Below are 21,809 nucleotides of genomic sequence, written 5' to 3'. Positions count from 1 at the left end.
GATGCTGACCCTCGCGCGCGAGTCGCGCGGTTGGAAGCAGGACGACGTCGCAACCGCCATGCGCGAGCTCGAAGGCGAGGGCTCCAAGGTCGGGCAGGCGTACGTCAGCCGGGCCGAGAGCGGACGGGTGACCGTGTCCGGAGAGCGGCTGGAGCTCTACGCACGCGCCCTCGACTACCCGGTCGAGCTGCTGACGTTGAACGAGACCGAGGTGGGCGCGGGCCCCGGCATCGTCCACCACCGGAAAAAACAGGCCGTCGTCGCGCAGGACCTGCGTCGCATCCACGCGGCGCTGAACCTGGCCAGGGTGCAGGTGCGACGGCTCGTCGACGGCGCGCCCAGGCACGCTCCGCACGCACTGCCCTCCATCGAGGTCGACGACTACACCTCGCCCGAGGAGGCGGCGCGCGCGGTCCGCAAGAAGTGGGGAGTGGAGCGGGGCCCGCTGGACTCCGTCGTCGCGCTGCTCGAAGGAGCAGGCGGCCTGGTGCTGCGCCGGTCGCTGGTCTCACCGATGGCCCTGGACTCCGGCGCCGAGAGCGTCCCCCTCGACGCGGTGAGCGGCCTCCTCCCCGGCGAGGACCCGATCGTGCTGCTCAACGAGGGCACCCCCGCGGACCGGCAGCGGTTCACGCTCGCGCACGAGCTCGGCCACATGGTGATGCACCAGGTGCCGAACTCAGAGCAGGAGAAGCAGGCCAACAGGTTCGCCGCCGAACTGCTGATGCCCGCTCGGGACATCCGGGACGACCTGGCGGGCGTGGTCGACCTGCGCGCGCTGGTTCGGCTGAAGCCCCGCTGGCGGGTGTCGATGTGGGCGTTGCTCAGGCGCGCGCACACCCTCAACGCGATCACCGACTGGCAGTACCGGAACCTGGCCGTGGAGATGACGACCTTGGGCTACCGGACCACCGAACCCCTGGGGCTCGACTCCGAGCAGCCGAACGCCGTCAACCAGGTCGTGCGCTGGCACCTGTCCCAGGGACGAACCCCGGAAGAACTGGCCTGCGCGGTTCTCCTCAACCCCGACGAGTTCGACCGGCTCTACCTCGGCGGTGCCGGCGCAAGCGCGAGAAGACCAGCCGAGACCCGTGATCTCATTCCCTTCACCGAGGTGGAGCCATGAGCGACGAGCACCCGGCCCTTCCGACCCCCAGGCCACCGACAGACCTCGTCTCCGGCAGCGGGCTCCGCCCGGAAACGGGCCGACTGACCAAGCCGCGCACACCTGCGGGACCGGTCGGCGAGCTCGCCGACCACCTGCTGGTCCAGGCGTCGGGCGACCGGGCCAAGGAGCTGTTCGGCCTGCTGCCCGTGCGCGGCAGCGGTCTCGTGATCACGGGCAAGAGGAGCGCGAGCACCATCCTCCAACTCCGGAGGGCCGGGTACACCGGTCCGCTCGTGTCGGACTCCGAGGGTTATCTCGACGGGTTCGCCACCGAGGACGCCCCGTTCATCCTGCCCAGCTCCGACAACGTGCTCGACGCCTCCTTCCGGGTGTCCCTCGACGACGTCCTCACCGCGCAGCGGAGGAACGGAGCCACTGTCGCCCTCACCCCGACCGGGTACATCGACGTGGGCGAGAGCGAAGCCCTGAAGGCCGCCTGCACCGAGTTCGCACGGCTCGGCCGGGACGACGCGGTCCTCAGCCTGCCGATCGACGTCGGGTGGCTGCACGAAGAGCACTTCCCCCAGTTGTTCGCCGTGCTCTCCCGCTTCGAGCAGCCTGCGGCGCTCTTCCTCGGAGCGCAGTTCGACCCGCTCTCCCGCAACAAGCGCAGCACGGGCAACCTGCGGAAGCTGATCGCCGAGGCGGGTCCCCTGGCGCTGTTCCGCACCGACTTGGCCGCGTTCGACGCCATGACCCACGGCGCGTTCGCCGCTTCCATCGGCACCGGGGGCAGCCTCAGGCACGTCGTCCGCAAGGGCGCGGGCCCTCGCTCCAGGGTGAAGGACCCCTCGCCCAGCGTTCTCCACCCCGAGCTGATGGGTTTCTTCAAGGGCGCGCTGCTGGCCACGAAGTTCGCCAACCTCGTGCCTGCCCAGACCTGCGACTGCGGGACGTGCGACGGCCGTGAGCTCACCAGGTTCCTGGGACGCGCGGAGAGCGCCGAGGCGCACGCCCACGGCATCCGCGTGTGGTCGGAGTGGGTCGAGGAGATGCTCTCCCTGCCCACGCTCGCCGACCGGGCGCGGTGGTGGAAGGAGAAGTGCGCGCGAGCCGTCGGCCACCACGACGTCGTCAACACGATGATCGAGCAGGAGGGCGCGTTCACCCCGCCGGGACCGCTCGACTCCTGGGCGACCATGCCCGCCTGGTCGGCTACCCCTGCGCCCAAGCGGTCGAAGACGCGCTGATCCGCGCGTGGACCTCCTCCGCGAAGCGCCAGTGCGCAGCCGTGTGCCGCTGACGCACGTACGCGCGCGGTTCCAGCAGCACATCAGCCTCACCACGGCTGGCCACGTAGGCGCCGACCCCGAAGACGCCACAGCGCAAGTGCAGCTCGTCGACGTCATCGGGAACGCGGGACAGCACCACACCACGCGCGCAGAACGGCGCGAACTCCCCGGCTCGCTTGAGCCCGGACCGCCAGTCCCTGGCTGCGACGAGGGCCAAGCGCACGGTCAACGGCGCGACAGCGCGCCTGACGACCCGGTCCCCCGCGACCTCGACAACGCCCTCCGGCACTTTCCTGACCGCCAACCGCTCCCGTTCGGTGAGATCCGCCCAGGAAACCGGCACCCCGGCGGGGAGGTTCATGAGCGCGTCGAGAACACCCAGGTCCAGTACCCCGGACCAGCCGCTGGCGGCACGCCGCTCGACCTCGGCTTGGTCGAGTTCGAGCACCAGGCCGACGTGCCCACCGGAGAGCTTCACGACCCCGCTCACCAGCGGACCGGACCACACCGGACCAGCCGAACAGGCGCGATCGGACATCGCACGGGCGGTCACCGCCAGCGCGCTCGTCATGACGCTCTCACCCCGATCACCGCGAGTTCGCCTGTGGGCACCGTCCGCAGGAACCGTGCTCGTGCACCGCACGACGCCCTCATCGCGGCGGTACCACCGCCAGAGCCCACCAAACTGCCAGCGCGGCGACTCCACAAGCCCCGGTCGCACCAAAACCCCGATCGAACGGAGACCCTTGTGAGGGCAGGTGTCAGGTAGGGATCGGCCAAGCGCACCCCGGTAGGTTAGTGATACCGGACCAACCCGCGCACAGCCATCCCTCGCCCGCAGCACAAGTGCGTGACTGGGCAGGCGAGCACGACCAGCGCTCGAACAGCCGGGGTCGGACAGATCCGCCCCACCCGCAGAGCTCAGCAGCCCGGCTCCTCCTGCTCCAGCCCCTACTCGTCAACCCTGCCCCGTCACCAGCCCCCGCTCACCCCTCCCCCATCACCCAGCCGCCCTCCCCGTCAGCGCCACGAGGTCCGCCACCAGCTCGCTCGCGCTGATCACGTCCAACTCCCCCAGCGCCAGGTGCCGCTCACGCCCCCACCGGTAGCCGTGGGCCTCATCGGCCAGGAAGATCTCGCTCAGCTCCTGCTCGTCGCCGATCGCGTCCAGATCGCCCGCGACCAACCCCGGATCCAGCGTCACCACCGCGTACCGCCCGCCCGGCACCGGCTTCACCAGGCCCGGTTCCACGCCCGCGTCCAGGGGTTCGGTGCGCTGCCAGCCCCGCGCCAGCAGGGACAGCACCTCGCGCACCGGCAGCTTCACGCCCTCGAAGCGGCCCAGTCTCGTGCCCGCGCGCTCCTCGTCCGAGAGCCGGTGGGCCGGGCGGGAGAGCTGGGGGAACGGCTGCAGGATCTCGTAGTCCGCGAACAGCTCCGACCAGGCCGCCAGGTCCCCGCCCAGGCGCAGCGGGTGCGCCACCAGCACGTGCTCGCCGTCCGCCAGCTCGAACGGCTCGTCGGCGGGACCGGACAGGGTGTTGTCCTCGGACACCCGGAACGACCCGGTCGACCGCCCGTCGACCGCCACCCACACCAGCCTGCGCACCAGGTGCACCAGCACCGGGTGCCCCACCAGGAACCGGGTGAACTCGTCCGCTCCCCACGCGCGCCCGCCGACCATGGCCCGCTCCAGCCTGCGCACCTGGTCGGCCGCGATCACCCGCAGGTCCTTCTTCAGCGCCGCGAACCGCGCCCACGCCGCCTGCGCCAGCTCCGGGTCGTCCTTCGCGCCCGGCTTGGGCAGCGCCTTGCGCCGCGCCCCGCCCTCGTCGGCGACGGTCGGCCGCAGCTGCTCGTCGAAGCCGACCAGGAACCGGCGCGGCCCGTAGTCGAGCACCAGCGACCCGGAGCCGGACAGGTCGAAGTGCGGCACGACCCGGTCGGCCAGCTGCTCGGGGGTCAGGTCGAGCTTGTCCGCGACCTGGGCGATCTTCTCCTTGGCCCGCTTCTTCAACCCGGCGAACCGGGCCTTGTCGGCGATGCCGTTGAGGTGGGTGAGCGCCACGTCCGTGCCGATGTCGGCCAGCACGTCCAGCCCGGCCACGGCGCGTGTGTGCCCGCCCTCCCCCGGCCACGCCCTGACCAGCGGCGACAGCCGCCGCACCACCTCGTCGTCCCCGACCGCGCCGAGCGCGGCCAGCGCCCAGCCGTCCTTGGGCGGCAGCGCGGCCTGCCGCCAGCGGTCGAACACCTCCCAGCCGAACTCGGCCAGCGACCTCGGGTCACACGCCTCGCGGACCTGCGCGAGCCCCGCGTACGGCTCCCCCGCAGAGCACAGCGTCAGCATCGTGACCACGTCGACCGCCGACGCGGGCGGCAGCGCCAGCTCGTGGCCGCGCAACCGGATTCCCGGCAGGGTCGGCACGTCCAGCCACGCCGGGTGCGCGGGCAGCTTCGACGGCAGCACGGTCAGCGGGTCGATCCGGAGCACCAGCGCGGTCACCTCGGCGGCCCGGTCGCCCCAGTGCGCGCGGGCCGCCTCGACCACCGCGTCGTGCCCCTCGGCCCCGGCGACGACCGCCACCGCGTCCCGCGCCGCGCTCCGCGCCCTGCCCGCCTTGCCGAGGGCGGCGGGCAGCAGGAACGGCAGCGCCGCCGCGCCGTGCCTGGCCAGCCAGTCCAACCCCTGCCAGCGCAGCTTCTTCTTGCCGAGCGCGTCGGCCATCAGGTCGGCCACCCGCTGGTCGAGCACCGGTGCGAACACCCGCAGCACGTCGGCGTTGACCGGCGCGAGCAGCAACCGGTCCACCGCGCGCAGCCCGAACCGGGCGATGAGCGCCCGCCCCCACGAGTGGACGTTCCAGTTGTGCTTGGGCGTGAACGCCCCCAGCAGCGGCAGCGCCACCTCCACCGGCGCGTGCAGCACGGACATGTAGGAGATCGTGCCGACGCTCTGGAGCCCGCGCCGCAGCTCCTCGTCCCAGTTGGTGGTCCGGCGGTACGGCACGTTGCGGGCGCTCTCGGCCGCCCACTCGCGCTCCTCGCCGGGCTTCCACACCAGCGCGGCCTCCCCGGCCGGGGCCAGGTCGGTCAGGGCGGGCGGGGCCTTGGGCCGGGGTCTGGTCCACGGCGGGCTGGTCAGCACCTCGGGCAGCAGTTCCGGCGGGGCCTGCGGCAGCACCGGACCGACCGGGGACAGCAGCGCCTCGGCGGCGGCCCGCTGGTCGTCGGGCAACCCCGGCAGCACCTCGTCGGCCAGCTCCGGGAACGCCGTCAGGTGCGAGCGCAGCAGCACGTCGACGGACTTGCCGCGCCCCACCAGGGCCTCGGCGAGCAGCCGCGCGGCACGGCGCGGGTAGGCGCGCACGGCCTCCTGGAGCAGTGGCCGCACCCGCCGGTCCTCGGCCCGCTCGACCAGCGCGCGCAGCGCCTCGTCGCTGGGGATCGCGACCAGGTACCCGGCGAGCTTGCGGATCGTGTCGGCGTCGGAGTGGCCGAGCCCGGCGATGAACGTCCCGGCCGCGTCCGGCCCGAGGGTGCGCAGCAGGGTCGCGGCGACCCGGTGGTCGCGGTGCAGCCCCCACGTATTCACGTCCGCGAGCACCCGCTCGACCTGCGCGCGTGTGCTCACGGAGCTGAGCAGCATCGTGGATTCCACGAGGTCCGCCCGCTGCGCCACGCCAGCAGCCAGCAACTCGTCCAGCCAGTCCGCCTCAGTCGGCGCGAGGAACGAGGCGAGGATCCCGGCCTTCGGGCCGCGCGAGCGCATCCCGTCCAGCAGGGCGACGACCCGCGCGTACTCCTCGTCCCCGACCGAGGCGAGCGCGCGCCTGACCTCGGTGGCGCACTGCAGGCCGTGCCAGTAGAAGGAGAACCGGTCCGGCGCGCTCTGGCGCACCACGCAGAGCCCGTCCTCAACCGAGTACGCGGGGCCGACCCCGGCCAGCTCCACGACCGCCAGGGCCGCGAACTCGACTCCGTGCTCCACCACCCACTCGGCGGCGACGAGCCGGAACACCTCGCGCTGGTGGTGCGGGGTGTTCGCGGCGAGCACCTCCAGCAGCACGGCCGCGCCCAGCGGGTCGGGCGAGCCGTCGCGGTGCCTTCGGGCCGAGGCCACCAGCTCCGGGTCGGACTGCGAGTGCGCGAGCGCCTTCGCGATCAGGTCCGGGTGCCGCGCGACCAGGCTCGCCAGCACGCCCCGCGCCTCGGGCGGCCCCTGGTAGCGGGGCGGGTCCTGGTCGTGGCGGGGGTGGTGCGAGCGCGCCAGCCTGCCCGGCGCGAAGGTCTCCTCGTCGGGCCACTCGCGCGCTGCTGCCCCTGCGTTCTCCTGCGGCACCTCGGTTGTTCCTCTCCGGACGGTCCTGCGCTGTCGATCCAGACGCTAGGGAGGGGGTCCGACAATTCCGGGCGTTCGGCCGTTCACCCGGTGGGGTGGTTCACGATCGGCTCCGGTTGGACGCCGTCCACGTCGGACGGTTCCCCGCTCCGTCCGCATCGGACGGTAGCGACGGGGTCCGACACCCCACGTCGGTCGTTCGCACCACGGCGCACGGGCACGGGGTTCCATAGCCGGTGAATACCACTCCGGATAGTGACGGCGAGTAATACCCGAAAGCGGGATCGAATAGCCCGTTGGAAGGATTTTGATCACGTATCGACACTGCCGAAAAACCCATGCTGCAGCACCGGAACGGGCATTCACCGCATCCCCCTTCGCCCTTTCCGCCGCAGGTGGCAGCGTTGCAGCCGAACGCGTCACGCGCCGCGCGGAAACGTGAGGCGGTCAATCCCGCGCACCGTGCTACGTTCGCCGCCGTGGCGAATCGGGACGGTTCCGAGGAAGTCGAAACAGCAGGAGGACCGCGTCAGATGGCCCAGCCCCACCTCGGCGGCGTGCTGCGCCTGCGCGCGCTCCCGCAGCTGCCGGAACCGGTGGCCTCGCACCGGCACCCGCTGCTCCCGGTGACCCTGCTGCACACGCGCGGGTTGTTCGCCTACCCGAACGGGTCGAGCGCGCCGGTGCCGGACCTGGCCGAGTCGGTCGAGCGGGTCGGCCCCACCGAGCACCTGATCAGGCTGCGCGCCGACGTCCGCTGGGACACCTCCCCCGCGCGGGCCGTGACCTCGCACGACGTGGTGCGCGGCCTGAAACGGCTCTGCGCGCCGCACCACACCTCGACCGCGCTGCCCTACTTCCTGAGCACGATCCGGGGCATGACCGCCTACCGCGACGGCCACCCCACCACCCTGCGCACCGCCGCCGACCTGGCCGAGCACGCCGCCGCGCACGACATCGCGGGCGTGCGAGCGCTGGACGAGCGGACCGTGCTGGTGGAGCTGCTGCACCCGGCCGCCGAGTTCGCGGACCTGCTGGCCCTGCCCTGCGCCGCCCCCGCGCCCGCCGAGTACGACGAGTTCCTGCCCGACAGCCGCGAGGCCCGCCACAACCTGCGCAGCACCGGCCCGTACCGGGTGGCGCTGGTCGCGGGCGACGCGGTCCGGCTGGAGCACAACCCGGCCTGGCGGGCGGACAGCGACCCGGTGCGCTCCCGCGTGCCGGGATCGGTGCTGGTCAGCGACCTGGACGACGATCCTCACCTGGACCTGACCGGAGAACGGGTGGTCGGCCGGGACGAGGACTCGCCGCTGCTGGGCGTGGACTACCTGGCGCTGAACCCGCGCGGCCCGCTGCGGGACCGGGTGGTGCGCTCGGCCGTGGCGGGCGCGGTGCGGCGGGGCGCGCACTGGCTGGTCCCGCCCGACTCCACCGCCCGACCCGACGACGCCGCCCCACCGGAGCGCGGCCCGCTGCTCCTCCCGCCGCCGCTGACCCTGACGATGATCCACCCGGACACGCCGGAGGGCTACGACACGGCCGTCGCGGTGGCTGCCGAGCTGATGGCGGCGGGCCTGGACGTGCTGGCCCGCGCGCTGCCGCAGGCAGAGCACGCGGCACTGCTGGCCGACCGGTCGCGAGCCGAGACCGGTGAGTGGGACCTGCTGCTGGGCACCTGGCTGCCGGACTGGGCGCGGGGCAACGCGCGGGCGTTCCTGCTGCCGCTGTGCCATTCGACGGGGGTCGCGAACCCCGGCGGGCACGGGCTGGCGAGGGCGGACGCGCTGGTCGAGGCGGCGCTGGCCGCTCAGGACGACCCGGAGCGGGCGGGCGCGGCGGCACGCGAGGCGCAGCGGTTGGTGCTGGACGAGGCGGTGGTGGTGCCGCTGCGGCACCGCAGGCCGCTGCTGCCGCACGCGCGCGCGGACGTGCGGAACCTGCGCGTCCTGGGGGCGTTCGGCGGGGTCGCGGACCTGTCGGCGGTGCACGTGCCGGAGCAGTGCGCGGTGGCCGAGCGGCGCGCGGTGGCCGAACCGACCGGTCTTCAGGTCTGACGAAGAGCGCGGGCGCCGCGGCGAGGTGCCGCGACGCCCGCGCTCCGGATCACTTGCCCTTGCTCTGGAGCTTCCGGACCGACTCGAGGCGCTGGGCCAGCTTGTCGGTCGCGGGCACCGGTTCCGGGTTGGCCCGGAGCCAGCGCTCCAGCAGCTCGACCTCGGTCGCGTAGGCCTTGCGCCGCCGCAGGATCACGGCCGCGCGCTCGGTGTACACCGGGACGGGCGCGGTGCCCGCCACGGCCGCGTGCCGCTCGGCCGCCTCGACGACGACCAGGAGCAGCTCCAGGGCGTCGTCGTCGCGCTTGGCCGTGCGGTGCTCGTTGAGCACCGGGAGCCAGTCGGCGAAGAACCGGTCGCGGACCTGACCGGCGGCCTTGGCCAGCCGGTCCAGGTCGGTGATCGCGGCCGGGACCGGGGTGCCGTACGCGGTGAGCGCCTTGCGCAGGGCGGCCCCCAGCTCGGCGGCCTCCTGCGCGGTCGGCGAGACCGCCTCGCGGGCGGGCTCCCACGCGTCGAGCAGCTCCTGACCGCGCGGCAGCTCCACGGCGGCGGCCAGCGTCGGCCAGCCGGACGTCACGGGCTTCGCGGCGCTCGCGGCCTGCGGGTTGACCGCCTGCTCGATGCGCTCGCGGGCCTGCGCCGTCGTGAGGATCTGGATGCCCAGGTCCCGGACCTGGCGCAGCGGCGCGCTGGCGGCATCCGGGTTCTCGGCGATCATGAACCGCACGGTCGGGGTGATCCGCTTGGCGACCGCGCCGCCGTGCGCGGTGACGAGCGCCGCGAGCGCGACGACCTCGTCCCCGCTCCCGTCGACCGCGACCCGCCAGCCCTTGAGGGAGCTGGCGGAACCCGGAGCCACCGCCGCCTGCGGTTCCGGGACCGTCGTGGGCTCGGGCGTGACCGCCTCCGCCTGCACGACCGGCTGAGCGGGCGCCTCGGGCAGGGCCTCGGCCTCGGGCGCGTCGTCGACGACGACCTCAGCCTGCTGCGCGACGGGCCAACCGGCCACCGCGCTCCTGCTCTCGACGTCCTTCTCCACCGGCTCGTCCACGGGGGCCGGGGCGGCCTCGGGCTTCGAGGTCTCGGGCTCCGCGACCTCGACGGGCTCGACCACGTCGGCGACCTCGGCCACGACCGGGGCCGGAACGACCTCGGCGGGCTTCTCGGCGACCGGCGCGACGACCTCGGGCGCCACGACGGCCACCGGCTCGACGACCGCGGGCTCGGAAACCTCCGGCGCCACGGCCTTCGGCGCGACGACCTCCGGCTCGGCGACGGCCTGGGGGGCCTCCGCCTTCACGACCTCGGGCTCGGCGACCTCGGTCTCGGGCTCCTCGACCTTGGCCACCTCGGTCTTGGCCACCTCGGTGCGGGGCGTCTCGACCTCGGGGACCTCGGCATGGGGAGCGACCGCCTTGGGCGCTTCCACCTTCGGCACCTCGACGTCGGGAACCTCGGCCTTCGGCACCTCGACCTCGGGCACCTCGGCCTTGGGCGCTTCCGCCTTCGGCGCCACGACCTCAGGAACCTCGGCCTTCGGCACCTCAACCGCAGGCGCCTCAGCCTTGGGCACCTCAACCGCAGGCGCCTCGACCACCGGCGCCACGACCTCGGGCGCCTCGACCACCGGCACGTCGGCCTTCGGCGGGTCGACCTTGACCGCCTCCGGCACGACGACCTCCGCCACGGCCTCGGGAGCCGCAGGCGTCACCGAGGGCTTCACGGCTTCCGCCGCGCTCCCCCCGCTCCCGCCCGCAACGCCCTCGTCCGCAGCGCTCTCCACGACCACCGGCGTGGATTCGGCGGCCTTCGGAACATCGATCCCAGGGGCTTCGGACTTCCACCCCTCGTTCTTCGGCGCCACCGGTTCCCCAGTCCCGCCGGACGCCTTCTCCTCACTCCCCGCACTCACGGCGGGCACGCCAGGCGCGCCCGCCTTCTCGGACTCGTTCTCCGTCTTCTGAGCTTCCGGTACCGCAGGCAGGTGCTGCCCGTCCTGGGTCTTTTCCCGGATTCCCAGCAAACGCCTCCACCAGCTCATGAAGCCCTCCCCGACAGCAGGCACCCGCCCAGGTCAAGGCAGGTCGTCCAGCACGTGAGTAGGCGTCAGTGTTTCAACATCCCGGACTGGATCAACACGGTGGTGCCACTTTGTTCCATAAGTGACCATCCGCTCACCGTCCGAAAGGGGACCGGGGCCCGCTACCGAGCCGCCGAGGCGACCGCATCGGCGAGCAGAGCCGCGAGGGCGTTCGGCGTCGGGTTCTCCATGATCACCCGAACCGGCACCCGCAACCCGAGTTCCGCGCGCAACCGCGCCGCCGTGCGCACCGCGATCAACGAATGCCCGCCCAACCCGTAGAAGTCGTCGTCCACGCCGACCTCGACGCCGAGCAGCTCCGCCCACACGCCCGCGACCAACCTGGCCAGTTCCTCGACCGACATCACGCCTCCCGCTCGCTCTCCAGCTCGGACCACAGCGCGGCGATCCGGTGCCGGACCGAGGTGACGGCCGCGTGCGCCACCCCGTCGTCCCGCCCAGCGGCCCTGGCCACCGCGCACGCCGCGCCGTGCAGCTCCCGAGCGCCCCGCCCGAGCAGCCCCACCCACCGCTGCCGCTCACCGAGGTCCCCGGCGGCGGCCTCCCGGCACCAGGCCCCCAGCTCGGCGACCCGCTCGGCCACGAACCGCCCGTCCGCGCCGGGCGCCGCACCGCCGTCGGCGGCGGCGTCGACCCCGAGGTTGGCCTTGGCGGACCAGATGTCGAGCATGAAGTCGACGCCACCGGCCACCCGCAGCGCCCGCGCGTCCCGGAAGCACCGCTCCACCGGCACGGCGGGCGCCCCGCGCGCGGCCTTGCCCCGCGCGGTCTCGTACCCCTCGGCCCCGTAGAGCGCCATGGTCCGGTCGATCGCCCGCCACGCCGCGAGCGAGGTGGTGTTCTTGGCGGCGGTCAGGTCCGGCCGGGTGTCGGAGCGCGCGGACCCGAGCAGGCACCACAGGTGCGTGCTCTCGGCCAGGTACTCCTCGGCCGCCAGCTCCGCCCGGAGCCTGCGCACCTCCTCGTACTCGCCGAGCACCCGCCCGTCGATCCTGCGCCGCGCGGCGAACTCGTCGGCCCACCGACGCGCGGCGGAGGCGACGGCCAGGGACGCGGGCGCGACCACGAGGTGCCGCCCGAACAGCGCCAGCTCACCGAGGTCGGCCAGCTCACCCGGCCCGGCGACGTCCCCGGAGGGCCGCATCCGCCACCCGTCGGACAGCGCGGGCATGGCGTTCGCCTCCGGCACGAACACCCCGTCGAACCGCAGCGCGGCGATGGTCGACCCGCGCAACCCCATGAACTCGTGCCGCCCGACGACCGCGAAACCGGGGCTGCGGGTGTCCACGAAGAACAACCGCACCGATTCAGAGCCGTCGGGGGCGGTGACGGTGGCCGACACGTCGAGCAGCTCGGCGACCGCCCCGTTGCCGATGAACACCTTCTCGCCGGTGATCCGGTGACCGCCGTCCACGGGCGTGGCCACGGTGGTCCGCCGCTCGTTGGCCGCACCGGCGACCTCGGCGTCGGCCCCCGCGGAGATCACCCCGCCGACCGCGCGCTCGGCGATCACGTCGCGCAGCGGACCGGGCGGCAGCGCGGGCAGGTAGGTGTGCGACCCGAACCCGTTGTTGATGGCGAGGCTGAACGCGACCGGCATGGACCAGGACGCGGCGGCCTGGACGACCCGGCACGTGTTGAGCCTGGACAGCCCGAGCCCGCCGAGCGCCGGATCGGCGCTCACCCCGAGCAACCCGTTGCCGCGCAGCTCTTCCAGCAGCCCGTCCGGCAACGCGCCGGTCGCGTCGACCTCGTCCGGGTCGACCAGCTCGCGCAGCAGCTCCTCGGTGCGGGCGACGACCTCGTCGCCGATCGCGCGGTCGACCGGGTCCTGCTCGGGGAAGTCAGCGAGCAGGTCCCAGCGGACCGAACCCCGGTAGACGTCCCGCAGCACGCTCGCGGACGCTCTCGGCGAGGACGGGGAAGAACTCATCGGTGCGCTCCCGGAAGTAGAAGTGGCCGCCGTTGAACAGGTACGTGCGGCAGGAACCGGTGGTGTGCAGCCGCCACGCCTCCAGCGCCGCGAGCGGTTCGCCGTCGTCCCGCCCGCCGAAGACCTCGACGGGCACGTCCAGCGGTTCCCCCGAGGCCCGGTACCCGCTGAGCAGCGCGAGATCGGCGCGCAGCGCGGGCAGCAGGAGCTCCAGGAGTTCGGGCTCCTCGGCGAACTCGGGCGGCAGCGGCCCGTGCTCCCGCTCGACGGCGGCGACGAGCTCGTCGTCGGGCAACGCGCTCAGGTCGGGCTCGCGCTCGTGCAGGTGCGGCGCCCGCAACGCCGACACCCACACCCCGAACGGTCCGGGCAACCCCCGGTCGCGAAGCGCGCGGGCGGTCTCGAAAGCCGTGTAAGCCCCGAGACTGTGCCCGAAGAACGCGAACGGCACCCCGCCCACACCGCGTCCGGGCGCACCCCGATCAGGCGAGTCCGCCCCGAAGTCGACCGCGTCGACCAACGACTCCACGAACTCGCCCATGCCGGTGATCCCCGGCTCGTCCAACCGCCCACCACGCGCAGGCGGCTGAACCGCCCACACCTCCACGTCAGGCAGGTTCCCGCTCCACCCCAGGAACTCCCCGGCGGACCCACCGCTGTGCGGGAAGCAGAACACCCGAGGCACCCCACCCCGAGCCGCCCGCCGCAACACCCAAGCGCTCACCGCCGCCCCCGCTCGTCGAGCAGAGCGGCGAGCCCCGCGACCGTCGAAGCCCGGAACACCACGCGCGCCGACAGGTCGTCCCCGAACACCGGCCGCAACCGGCGCACCACCCGCAACGCGATCAGCGAGTCACCCCCGAGCGCGAAGAAGTCGTCCCCACCCCCGAGCCCGGACACCCCGAGAACCTCCCCGAACACCTCGGCGACCAACTTCTCCGTGTCCGACCCAGGCGCGCTCCACCCAGCACCCCCGCCCAAGCCGTCCAGCGCACCCACCCCGACCTGGTCACCACCCTCAGCCCGCGCGCCAGCACCGGCCCGGCCACCAGCACCGGCCCGCTCCCCAACGCCGGCCCCACAACCGGAACCAGCCCGCGCACCACCCAGCCCGACCCCACCCTCAGCAAGGCCCGACTCAGCAAGGCCCGCCCCAGCCAGACCCGATCCAGCCCCGACCGACTCCTGCTCGACGCCACCCAGCCCGCGCGCACCACCGGCCCCCCGCTCAACGGCAGGCTCCTGCGCACGACCACCACCCGGTTCAACGGAAGGCACCCGCGCAGCACCGATCCCCGGTTCAGCAGCACCGATCCCCGGTCCAGCGGCAGGCCCCGATTCAGCGGCAGTCTCCTGGGCACGGCCGTCCCCCGGCTCAGCCGCAGCCCTCTGCGCACCGTCCGTTCCAGACTCGAAGGCCGCCCCTCGCCCACCGGTCACCCCGCGCTCGGCGACAAACCCCCGCGCACCACCAGCACCGGGCTCAGCGACAGCCCTCCACCCAGCGCCAGGCTCTCCGGGCCCACCGCTCGCCCCGCCGCGCCCGCCACCAGCCTCGCCCTCACCAGCCACCCGACGCTCACCGGCCACCGAACGCTCGCCGGTCACCGAGCCCTTGCCAGTCACCGAGCCCTCGCCAGTCACCGAACGCTCGCCACTGACCCAGCGCTCACCGGCCACCGAACGCTCACCGGGCACCAAGCGCTCACCGGCCACCGAGCGCTCACCGGGCACCAAGCGCTCACCGGCCACCGAGCGCTCACCGGGCAACGGCTCATCAAGCCGGTAGCGAGCACGCTGGTACGGATAGCCGGGCAACGGGACCTTGCGGCGCGCACGACCGTGGTGGACCGCGCCCCAGTCGACCTCGACCCCCGCCGCCCACAGCGCCCCGGTGGCGCGCAGGAACTCCACCTCACCGCCGGAACCATCGGCGGCGTGCGGAAGCGACCGGACGACCGACCGGTGCGGGACGAAGGCGGGGTGCCTGCGTGCCAGTCCGCCCAGGGTCTGCCCTGGCCCGATCTCCAGCAGGGCATCGCCGCCCGTGAGCAGCGTGCCAAGCGCATCGGCAAAACGAACCGCATCCCGCAGGTGCCGCCCCCAGAGTACCGGATCAGTGGCCTCGCTCACCGAAACCGGACGTCCCGTCCTATCACTGATCCAGGTGATTTCCGGCGCGGAGAGCCGGACCCGCCGCACCCGCGCCGTGTACTCGTCCACCACCGGTTCGACCAGGCTGGAGTGCGCGGCGGCGCTGATCCGCAGCACGCGGGCGTCCACCCCGAGCCCGTCCAACCGCTCCCGCAGCCCCTCGATCTCGTCCGCAGGCCCGGCCACCGCGCACTGGTCGACCCCGTTGACCGCAGCCAGCGACAACCGCCCGTCCAGCAGTCCGGTCAGCTCGGCCTCGGGCAGCGGCACCGCGAGCATCGCCCCGGCGGGGATCGAGTCGAGCAGCCTGCCCCGCGTCATGACCAGGTCCAGCGCGTCCTCGACGGCGAGCACCCCGGCGGCGGTGGCGGCGGCATACGCGCCGAGGCTGTGGCCGAGCACAGTGGTCGGGCGCACCCCCCGGTCGCGCCACAGCTCGGTGAGCGCGTGCTGCACCGCGAACAGCGCGGGCTGGCACCCGGTCATGGTGCCGAGCAGCTCCCCCCGGTCGCCGTAGACGACCTCCCGCAGGTCGACGCCCAGCTCCGGCGCCGCCAGCTCGGCGCACCGGTCGAAGGCCGCCCGGAACACCGGCTCGCTCTCGTGCAGGTCGACCGCCATGCCGGGGTGCTGCCCACCCTGACCGGGGTAGAGGAACGCCACACCAGGCGCGGCGGCGGGAGCCCGCACCACGTCCACCGCCGCCAAGGACCGAACAGCGCTCCCCGGATCACCGGCGACCACGAAAGTCCGGTGTGCCAACGAGGTCCGCCCGGTCTGCAACGTCCACGCCACGTCGTCCAGCACCACCCCGGACCCCGCGTCCAGGCGCCGGGCCAACCGACCGGCAGCCGCGAGAACAGCCTCGAGCGTGCGCCCGGACAGCGGCAGCACCTGCGCCCGCCCGCTCGGCTCCGACACCGGGAGCACCGGCGGCTGCTGGAGCACGACGTGCGCGTTGGTCCCGCCCAGCCCCAGCGAGTTCACCCCGGCCCGGCGCACCGACCCGCCCCACACCTCGGCCTCCGAGGTCACCCGGAACGGCGTGGAACCCAGCTCCAGCAACGGGTTCGGCTCGCGGAAGTGCGCGGTCCCAGGGATCACCCCCTCGCGCACCGCCAGCACCGCCTTGATCAACCCGGCGACCCCGGCAGCGGCGTCGGTGTGCCCGATGGAGCCCTTCACCGACCCGAGCACGCAGTCCGCGGCCCCGTCCCCGAAGGCGTTGGCCAGCGCCCTGACCTCGATGGGGTCGCCTGCGGGCGTGGCGGTCCCGTGCGCCTCGACGAAACCGATCGTCGCCGGATCGACGTCGGCGACCGCGTGCGCGGCCCGGACAGCGGACGACTGCCCGGCCACACCGGGCGCGGTGAACCCGACCTTGGCGGCCCCGTCGTTGGTGACCGCGGACCCCAGGACGACCGCGTGCACGGCGTCCCCGTCCGCGATCGCGTCGTCCAACCGCTTGAGCACCACCACCCCGACCCCGTCACCGGCGACCGTCCCGTCGGACGCGACGTCGAACGGCCTGCAGTGCCCGTCCCCCGCGAGCACGTCGTCGTCCCCCTCGTCCAGCGGCACGGACGCGCGAACGGTCACACCACCAGCGAGGGCAACGTCGCAGTCCCCGGCCAGGAGCGCTTGGCACGCGAGGTGAACGGCGACCAGCGACGTGGAGCACGCGGTCTGCACGGTCACCGCAGGTCCGGTGAGACCGAGCTTGTAGGCGACCCGGCTGGTCAGGAAATCGGCTCCGGCGGCGAGCCGGAGCTGCCAGCGGGTCACCCCTGGGAACCGGTCGCGGTGGGCGAGCAGGTCGGTGAAGTGGCCGGTGTCGCCGGACCCGCCGAACACCCCGATCACCCCGCCGGGTCGGCGCGGGTCGCAGCCCGCGTGCTCCAGCGCCTCCCGCGCGCACTCCAGGAACACCCGGTGCTGCGGGTCGATCATGAGCGCTTCGAGCGGGGAGAAGCCGAACAGGGCTGCCTCGAAGTCGTTGCCACCGGCCAGTTCCCCGTAGGCGGGGTGACCGGGCGCGCGGGTGACGCGGTCCCGGCCGTCGAGCAGGTCGCGCCAGAACTCGTCGGGCCCGTCCGAACCGGGGAACCGGCAGGCCAGCCCGACGACGGCCAGGTGCGCCCCGGTGTCCTGCCCGGTCACCCGCGCTCCCCCGACTCCCGAACGGCAACCGCACCGTCCTCAGTGGACTCTGCGGAATCACCGGACTCACCGGGCTCGGCGGACTCGCTCTCCCGGAAGGTCCGCACCGGCGACAGCAGCGGCGGGATGATCGACAGCGCCGTGATGATCGCCGCGCCCCAGAACACCCCGCGCAGCCCCACCGGCTCCACCAGCGCGCCACCGAGCGCGGCGCCCAGCGGCACCATGCCCCAGGTGACGAACCGGAACACCGAGTTCATCCGCCCCAGCAACCGGATCGGCGTGACCACCTGGCACAGGCTGACCTGGAGCACGTTGAACAGCACCGCGCCGAGGTAGACCACGAACAGCCCGGCCCCGAACAGCACCGCCCCGGACGCCATCGGCAGCATCGCCGCACCGGCGCTGAACAGCACGATGGACGCGATGAACGTCGGCCCGGTGCCGAGCCGCTGCGAGATCGGTCCGGCGAGCAGCGCGCTGATCAGCCCACCGGCGTTGCCGATCGCCAGCACCACACCGGTCACACCGGGGCTGAGCCCCAGCTCGTCGGCGGCGAACACGACCTGCAGCGCCAGCACGGCGGCGAACGCGAGTTCGGCCAGCGCGGCGCACAGGATCAGCGGGCGCAGCAGCGGGTGCCCGAAGACGAACCGGAAGCCCTCCGCGATCTCCTTGCGCAGCCCCAGGTTCTCCGGCTCGACGGTGCGCCGCACCGGCCCCTTGATCCGCAGCAGGAACAGCGCGGACACCAGGTAGCTGACCGCGTCGACGAGCAGCGCGATCGGCGCGGTGAAGATCTGCACCAGGAACCCGCCGACCCCCGGCCCGCCGAGCTGGGACACCGAGCGGGACAGCTCCAGCTTGCCGTTGGCGTCGACCAGCCGGTCCTCGGCGACCAGGTCGGGCAGGTAGGACAGCTGGGCGACGTCGAAGAACAGCGTGCCGATGCCGATGGCGAACGCGACGGCGAACAGCAGCGGCATGGACAGCACGTCCAGCGCGGCGGCCAGCGGCACGGCCAGCAGCGCCACGCCGCGCAGCACGTCGGTGGCGATCAGCACCGGGCGCAGCGGCAGGCGCTCGATCCAGGCCCCCGCGGGCAGACCGAGCAGCAGCACGGGGAGGAACTCGATCGCGGCCAGCAGGCTGATCTCGAACGCGCTCGCGTCGAGCACCAGCAGTGCGAGCAGGGGCAGCGCCAGCAGGGTGACCTGCGTGCCAACGAGGCTGACCGTCTGGGCGAACCAGAGGTTGCGGAAGTTGGCTGAGCGCCACAGGGTCGGTGCCATCTCAATCCCTCGTCGTGGGGTCGTCGGTGGTGCGCTGCCGGGTGGCGCGGACCGGGTGCGTCGGAGTCGGTGGTGTCACCGGGTGCGGCGGCGGTTGCCGAGCCGGGCGCGACCCACGCGCGCCCGGTCTGCGAGTTCCCGGTCGGCGAGCGCCGGGTCTGCGGCCCCCGCCGGTCCCGCGCCGTCGCCGAGGCTCGCGGCGAGCGCGGCCACGGTCGGGAACTCGAACAGCGCCACCAGCGGCACGGGCCTGCCGACCAGGTCGGCGAGCCGGGCGTGCACGGTGGCCAGCGCGGCGGAGGTGCCGCCCAGGTCGAAGAAGTTGTCGTGCACGCCCACCTCGGGCACGTCCAGCGCGGCGCGCCAGACGTCGGCGAGCGCGCGCTCCAGGTCGGTGCGGGCCGGGGTGGCTCCGGGCGCGGTGGCCTGCGGCGCGGGCAGCGCGGCCCGGTCGAGCTTGCCGCCCGCCGTCACGGGGAGCCGGTCGAGCACGACCAGCGCGGTGGGCACCAGGTAGGCGGGCAGGGTCGCGACCAGGTGGCGCCGGAGCCCGTCCGGGAGCGCGTTCCCGTTGCGGGGCACCAGGTACCCGACGAGGCGGTGCCCGCCGCCGGGCGCGGGGTGGGCCGCGACGGCCGCGTCGAGCACGTCGGGGTGGGCGCGCAGCACGGCCTCGACCTCGCCGGGTTCGACGCGGTGGCCCCGGATCTTGACCTGCTCGTCCGCCCGGCCCAGCACCTCCAGCGCGCCGTCGCGCCGCCAGCGGGCCACGTCCCCGGTGCGCAGCAGGCGTTCCCCGGCGACGGTGGTGAAGCGGTCCGGGTCGGCGGGGAGGTACCCCGTCGCCAGGCAGGCGCCTCCGACGTGCAGCTCACCGGGAACGCCGGGCGGGCGCGGGTTCCCGTGCCGGTCGAGGACGTGCGCCCGCACGCCGGGCAGCGGTGCGCCGACCGGGACACCGGCCCCCGGCTCGGTGAGGTCCCGCGCGGTGACGGTGTGCGCGGTCGCGGTGACCGTGGTCTCGGTGAGCCCGTAGGCGTTGACCAGCGGCACGTCCGTCGCGGCGAGCCAGGCGCGGGCGGCGGCCGGGTCGACGGGCTCGCTGCCCACCACGGCCAGGCGGAGCGAATCGGGCACCCGCCAGCCGGGCGTGGCCAGCCACTGCCGCCAGTAGCCGGCGGGCAGGTTGACGACCGTGACGCCGCCGTCCACCAGCAGGGCGGTCAGCTCGGCCGGGGCGGGCGCGGGTTCGGGGCGCGGCACGACGCAGCCGCCGGTGGCCAGGGTCGGGAAGACCTCCTCCACCAGCACGTCGAACACCGCCGAGGAGAACTGGAGCACGACGTCGTCCTGGCCGAGCCGGTAGCGCTGGGTGGTGGCGTGGACGTGGTTGGCCAGCGCGGCCCGGCCGACGACGACGCCCTTGGGCCTGCCGGTGGTGCCGGAGGTGAACACGACGTACGCGGGGTCGTCGCCGGTCCGCGCGGGGAAGTCCCCGGCGAGGCCTTCCTCGGGAGCGCTGACCGGCACGGCCACGAGCCGCGTGCCGCCGATCGACTCCCATTCTGCGGCAAGGCCTTCCGCAGGAACGACCACGAGCTCCGCACCGGCCTGCGCGATCAACGTCGCGACGCGGGCGGGCGGGTGCGCCGGGTCCAGGGGCAGCCAGGCCGCACCGCTGCGCAGCACCGCCAGCAGCGCCACGACGAGTTCGGGCCCGCGCGGCAGCAGCACCGCGACGACCACCCCTGGTCGCGCTCCCCGATCGACCAGTCGTCGGGCGAGCGCGGCCGATCGAGCCTCCAGCTCCGCGTACCGCAGGACCCCGCCCTCCCAGCGCACGGCGGGCGCGTCCGGGGTGCGCGCGGCCTGCCGGGTGATCAGCAGTTCGACCGGTTCCGCTTCGGGGACCGGGGATTCCGCTCCGCTCCACCCGGTCACCGACGCGCGCTCGTCCTCGACCAGCAGCGGGAGATCGCGGATCTTGATCGACGGATCGGCCACCGCGGCGGCCAGCAGCGCGTTGAGCCTTTCGTTCAGCAGGCGAATTGTCCCGGCGTCGAACAGCGCGGGGTCGTACGTGAAGGTCGTCCGGAAATGCCCGCTTCCGGAGGTGGCCCGAACGATCATCACGTCGAGATCGACTTTCGCCTCCGACGGCGCGATCTCCACCGGTGTCGCGGTCAGCCCCGGAAAGCGCGCGTCGACGATCGGGGTGGGCTCGAAGCTGAAGAACGCCTGCACCAGCGGGGTGTGGCTGGGGCTGCGGTCGGGCGCGACCTCGGCGACCAACTCCTCGAAGGTGACCTCGCGGTGCTCGATGACGTCCAGCACTGCTCCCGACGTGCGCCGGACCAGCTCGGTGAAGTCGGGGTCGCCGGACAGGTCGGCGCGCACCGGCAGGGTGGTGGCGAAGAACCCGATGAGCGGCTCCAGCTCGGGCAGGTCGCGGGCGCCCACGGGGGTGCCGACGAGCAGGTCGTCGACCCCGGCGAGGGTGCCGAGCAGCGCGGTGAACCCGGCCAGCGCCACCGCGAACGGGGTGGTGCGCAGGGTCGCGGCCAGCGCGAACAGGCCGGTGGCGACGGGTTCGGGCATGGTCCCGGTGAACGTGCCGCCCCGGTTGCCCCGCACGGGCGGGCGCGGCCGGTCGGCGGGCAGGGCGAGGGTGGTGGGTGCGCCCGCGAGGTGCTCGCGCCACCAGTCCAGCTCCGCCCGTTCGGTCCCGTTGCCCCCCAACCATTCGGAGTAGTCGCCGTACTGGACCTCCAGCTCCGGCAGGGACTCCCCGGCGTAGCCGCGCGCCAGCTCGTCGAACAGCAGGTGCAGGGAGGGACCGTCCGAAGTGGTCTGGTGCATCAGGAGCACGAGCAGGGAAGCGTTGTCCGCCAGACGGACCAGCCGCGCGCGGAACAACGGCCCAGCGGCGAGGTCGAACGGCTCGTCCGCCCACTCCTGGAGGAGCCTCCCGGCGATCGCCTCGGGCTCCGGCTCACCGGCCAGGTCGGTGATCGGCAGCGCGACGGGCCCGGCGGGCGCGACCACCTGGCGCAGCACGCCGTCCCGCTCGGCGAAGGTGGTGCGCAGGGCCTCGTGCCGCCGCACGACCAGGTCCAGCGCGCGCCGCAGGGCGGGCACGTCCAGCGCCCCGTCCAGGCGGACGGCCACCGGCACGGTGTGGGCGGAGCCGCCGGGGTGCAGCCGCTCCAGCAGCCACAGCGCCCGCTGCGCGTCCGTGGCGGGCGCGGGGCGCTCCGGGTCCGCCCTGCCGGGGACCGTGCGCCGTCCGCCGGGGGTGATCTTCTGGTGCACGCTGTTCCCTCGCCTGCTCTGACCGGTGGGCGGAAGTCGCGGAAAAATCGCGGGAAAT

The 21,809-nt window shown here is 74.0% G+C and carries 12 protein-coding genes; 3 read left to right on the top strand and 9 right to left on the bottom strand.

Annotation, left to right across the window (positions count from 1 at the left end; all coding sequences use genetic code 11):
• Position 1: 1 nt before the first annotated feature.
• Complete coding sequence (locus LV78_RS39410) at positions 2-1,126, top strand: ImmA/IrrE family metallo-endopeptidase (protein WP_253851329.1); 1,125 nt, start codon at positions 2-4, stop codon at positions 1,124-1,126.
• On the top strand, positions 1,123-2,358 hold the full coding sequence (locus LV78_RS39405; protein ID WP_253851328.1) for a hypothetical protein: 1,236 nt from the start codon (positions 1,123-1,125) through the stop codon (positions 2,356-2,358). The genes LV78_RS39410 and LV78_RS39405 overlap by 4 nt, the downstream gene beginning before the upstream one ends.
• Here the strand turns inward: LV78_RS39405 and LV78_RS39400 are convergent.
• On the bottom strand, positions 2,324-2,890 hold the full coding sequence (locus LV78_RS39400; protein ID WP_253851327.1) for a hypothetical protein: 567 nt from the start codon (positions 2,888-2,890) through the stop codon (positions 2,324-2,326). The two genes, LV78_RS39405 and LV78_RS39400, sit on opposite strands and share 35 nt — an antisense overlap.
• A gap of 510 nt (positions 2,891-3,400) precedes the next feature.
• A complete protein-coding gene (locus tag LV78_RS41925) occupies positions 3,401-6,742 on the bottom strand; it encodes a DUF4132 domain-containing protein (protein WP_253851326.1) in 3,342 nt (1,113 codons plus the stop codon).
• A 533-nt stretch (positions 6,743-7,275) separates the two neighbouring features.
• On the opposite strand from LV78_RS41925, the gene LV78_RS39390 reads away from it, so the two are divergent.
• On the top strand, positions 7,276-8,796 hold the full coding sequence (locus LV78_RS39390; protein ID WP_253851325.1) for an ABC transporter substrate-binding protein: 1,521 nt from the start codon (positions 7,276-7,278) through the stop codon (positions 8,794-8,796).
• A 49-nt stretch (positions 8,797-8,845) separates the two neighbouring features.
• Here LV78_RS39390 and LV78_RS39385 read toward each other — a convergent pair whose 3' ends face one another.
• From LV78_RS39385 to LV78_RS39355, 7 genes are all read right to left on the bottom strand, one after another.
• Positions 8,846-10,711, bottom strand: coding sequence for a hypothetical protein (locus tag LV78_RS39385; protein WP_253851324.1), 1,866 nt, complete (start codon positions 10,709-10,711; stop codon positions 8,846-8,848).
• A gap of 290 nt (positions 10,712-11,001) precedes the next feature.
• Complete coding sequence (locus LV78_RS39380; protein ID WP_253851323.1) at positions 11,002-11,244, bottom strand: phosphopantetheine-binding protein; 243 nt, start codon at positions 11,242-11,244, stop codon at positions 11,002-11,004.
• Complete coding sequence (locus LV78_RS39375; protein WP_253851322.1) at positions 11,244-12,833, bottom strand: acyl-CoA dehydrogenase family protein; 1,590 nt, start codon at positions 12,831-12,833, stop codon at positions 11,244-11,246. The genes LV78_RS39380 and LV78_RS39375 overlap by 1 nt, the downstream gene beginning before the upstream one ends.
• Positions 12,745-13,557: a thioesterase II family protein gene (locus LV78_RS39370; protein ID WP_253851321.1), complete on the bottom strand. Its 813-nt coding sequence runs from the start codon at positions 13,555-13,557 to the stop codon at positions 12,745-12,747. The genes LV78_RS39375 and LV78_RS39370 overlap by 89 nt, the downstream gene beginning before the upstream one ends.
• Positions 13,554-17,147 (bottom strand): type I polyketide synthase, encoded by a 3,594-nt coding sequence (locus LV78_RS39365; protein ID WP_253851320.1) that lies wholly within the window; start codon positions 17,145-17,147, stop codon positions 13,554-13,556. Before LV78_RS39365 ends, LV78_RS39370 begins: the two co-directional genes overlap by 4 nt.
• A complete protein-coding gene (locus tag LV78_RS39360; RefSeq protein ID WP_253851319.1) occupies positions 17,144-18,439 on the bottom strand; it encodes an MFS transporter in 1,296 nt (431 codons plus the stop codon). The genes LV78_RS39365 and LV78_RS39360 overlap by 4 nt, the downstream gene beginning before the upstream one ends.
• A 75-nt stretch (positions 18,440-18,514) precedes the next feature.
• On the bottom strand, positions 18,515-21,751 hold the full coding sequence (locus LV78_RS39355; RefSeq protein WP_253851318.1) for a non-ribosomal peptide synthetase: 3,237 nt from the start codon (positions 21,749-21,751) through the stop codon (positions 18,515-18,517).
• Positions 21,752-21,809: the final 58 nt, after the last annotated feature.

Origin of the sequence: Actinosynnema pretiosum (assembly GCF_024171695.1) — a bacterium.
Lineage (GTDB): Bacteria > Actinomycetota > Actinomycetes > Mycobacteriales > Pseudonocardiaceae > Actinosynnema > Actinosynnema pretiosum.
The sequence above is the reverse complement of the archived record's forward strand: the minus strand, read 5'-3'. Positions and strand labels throughout refer to the sequence as shown.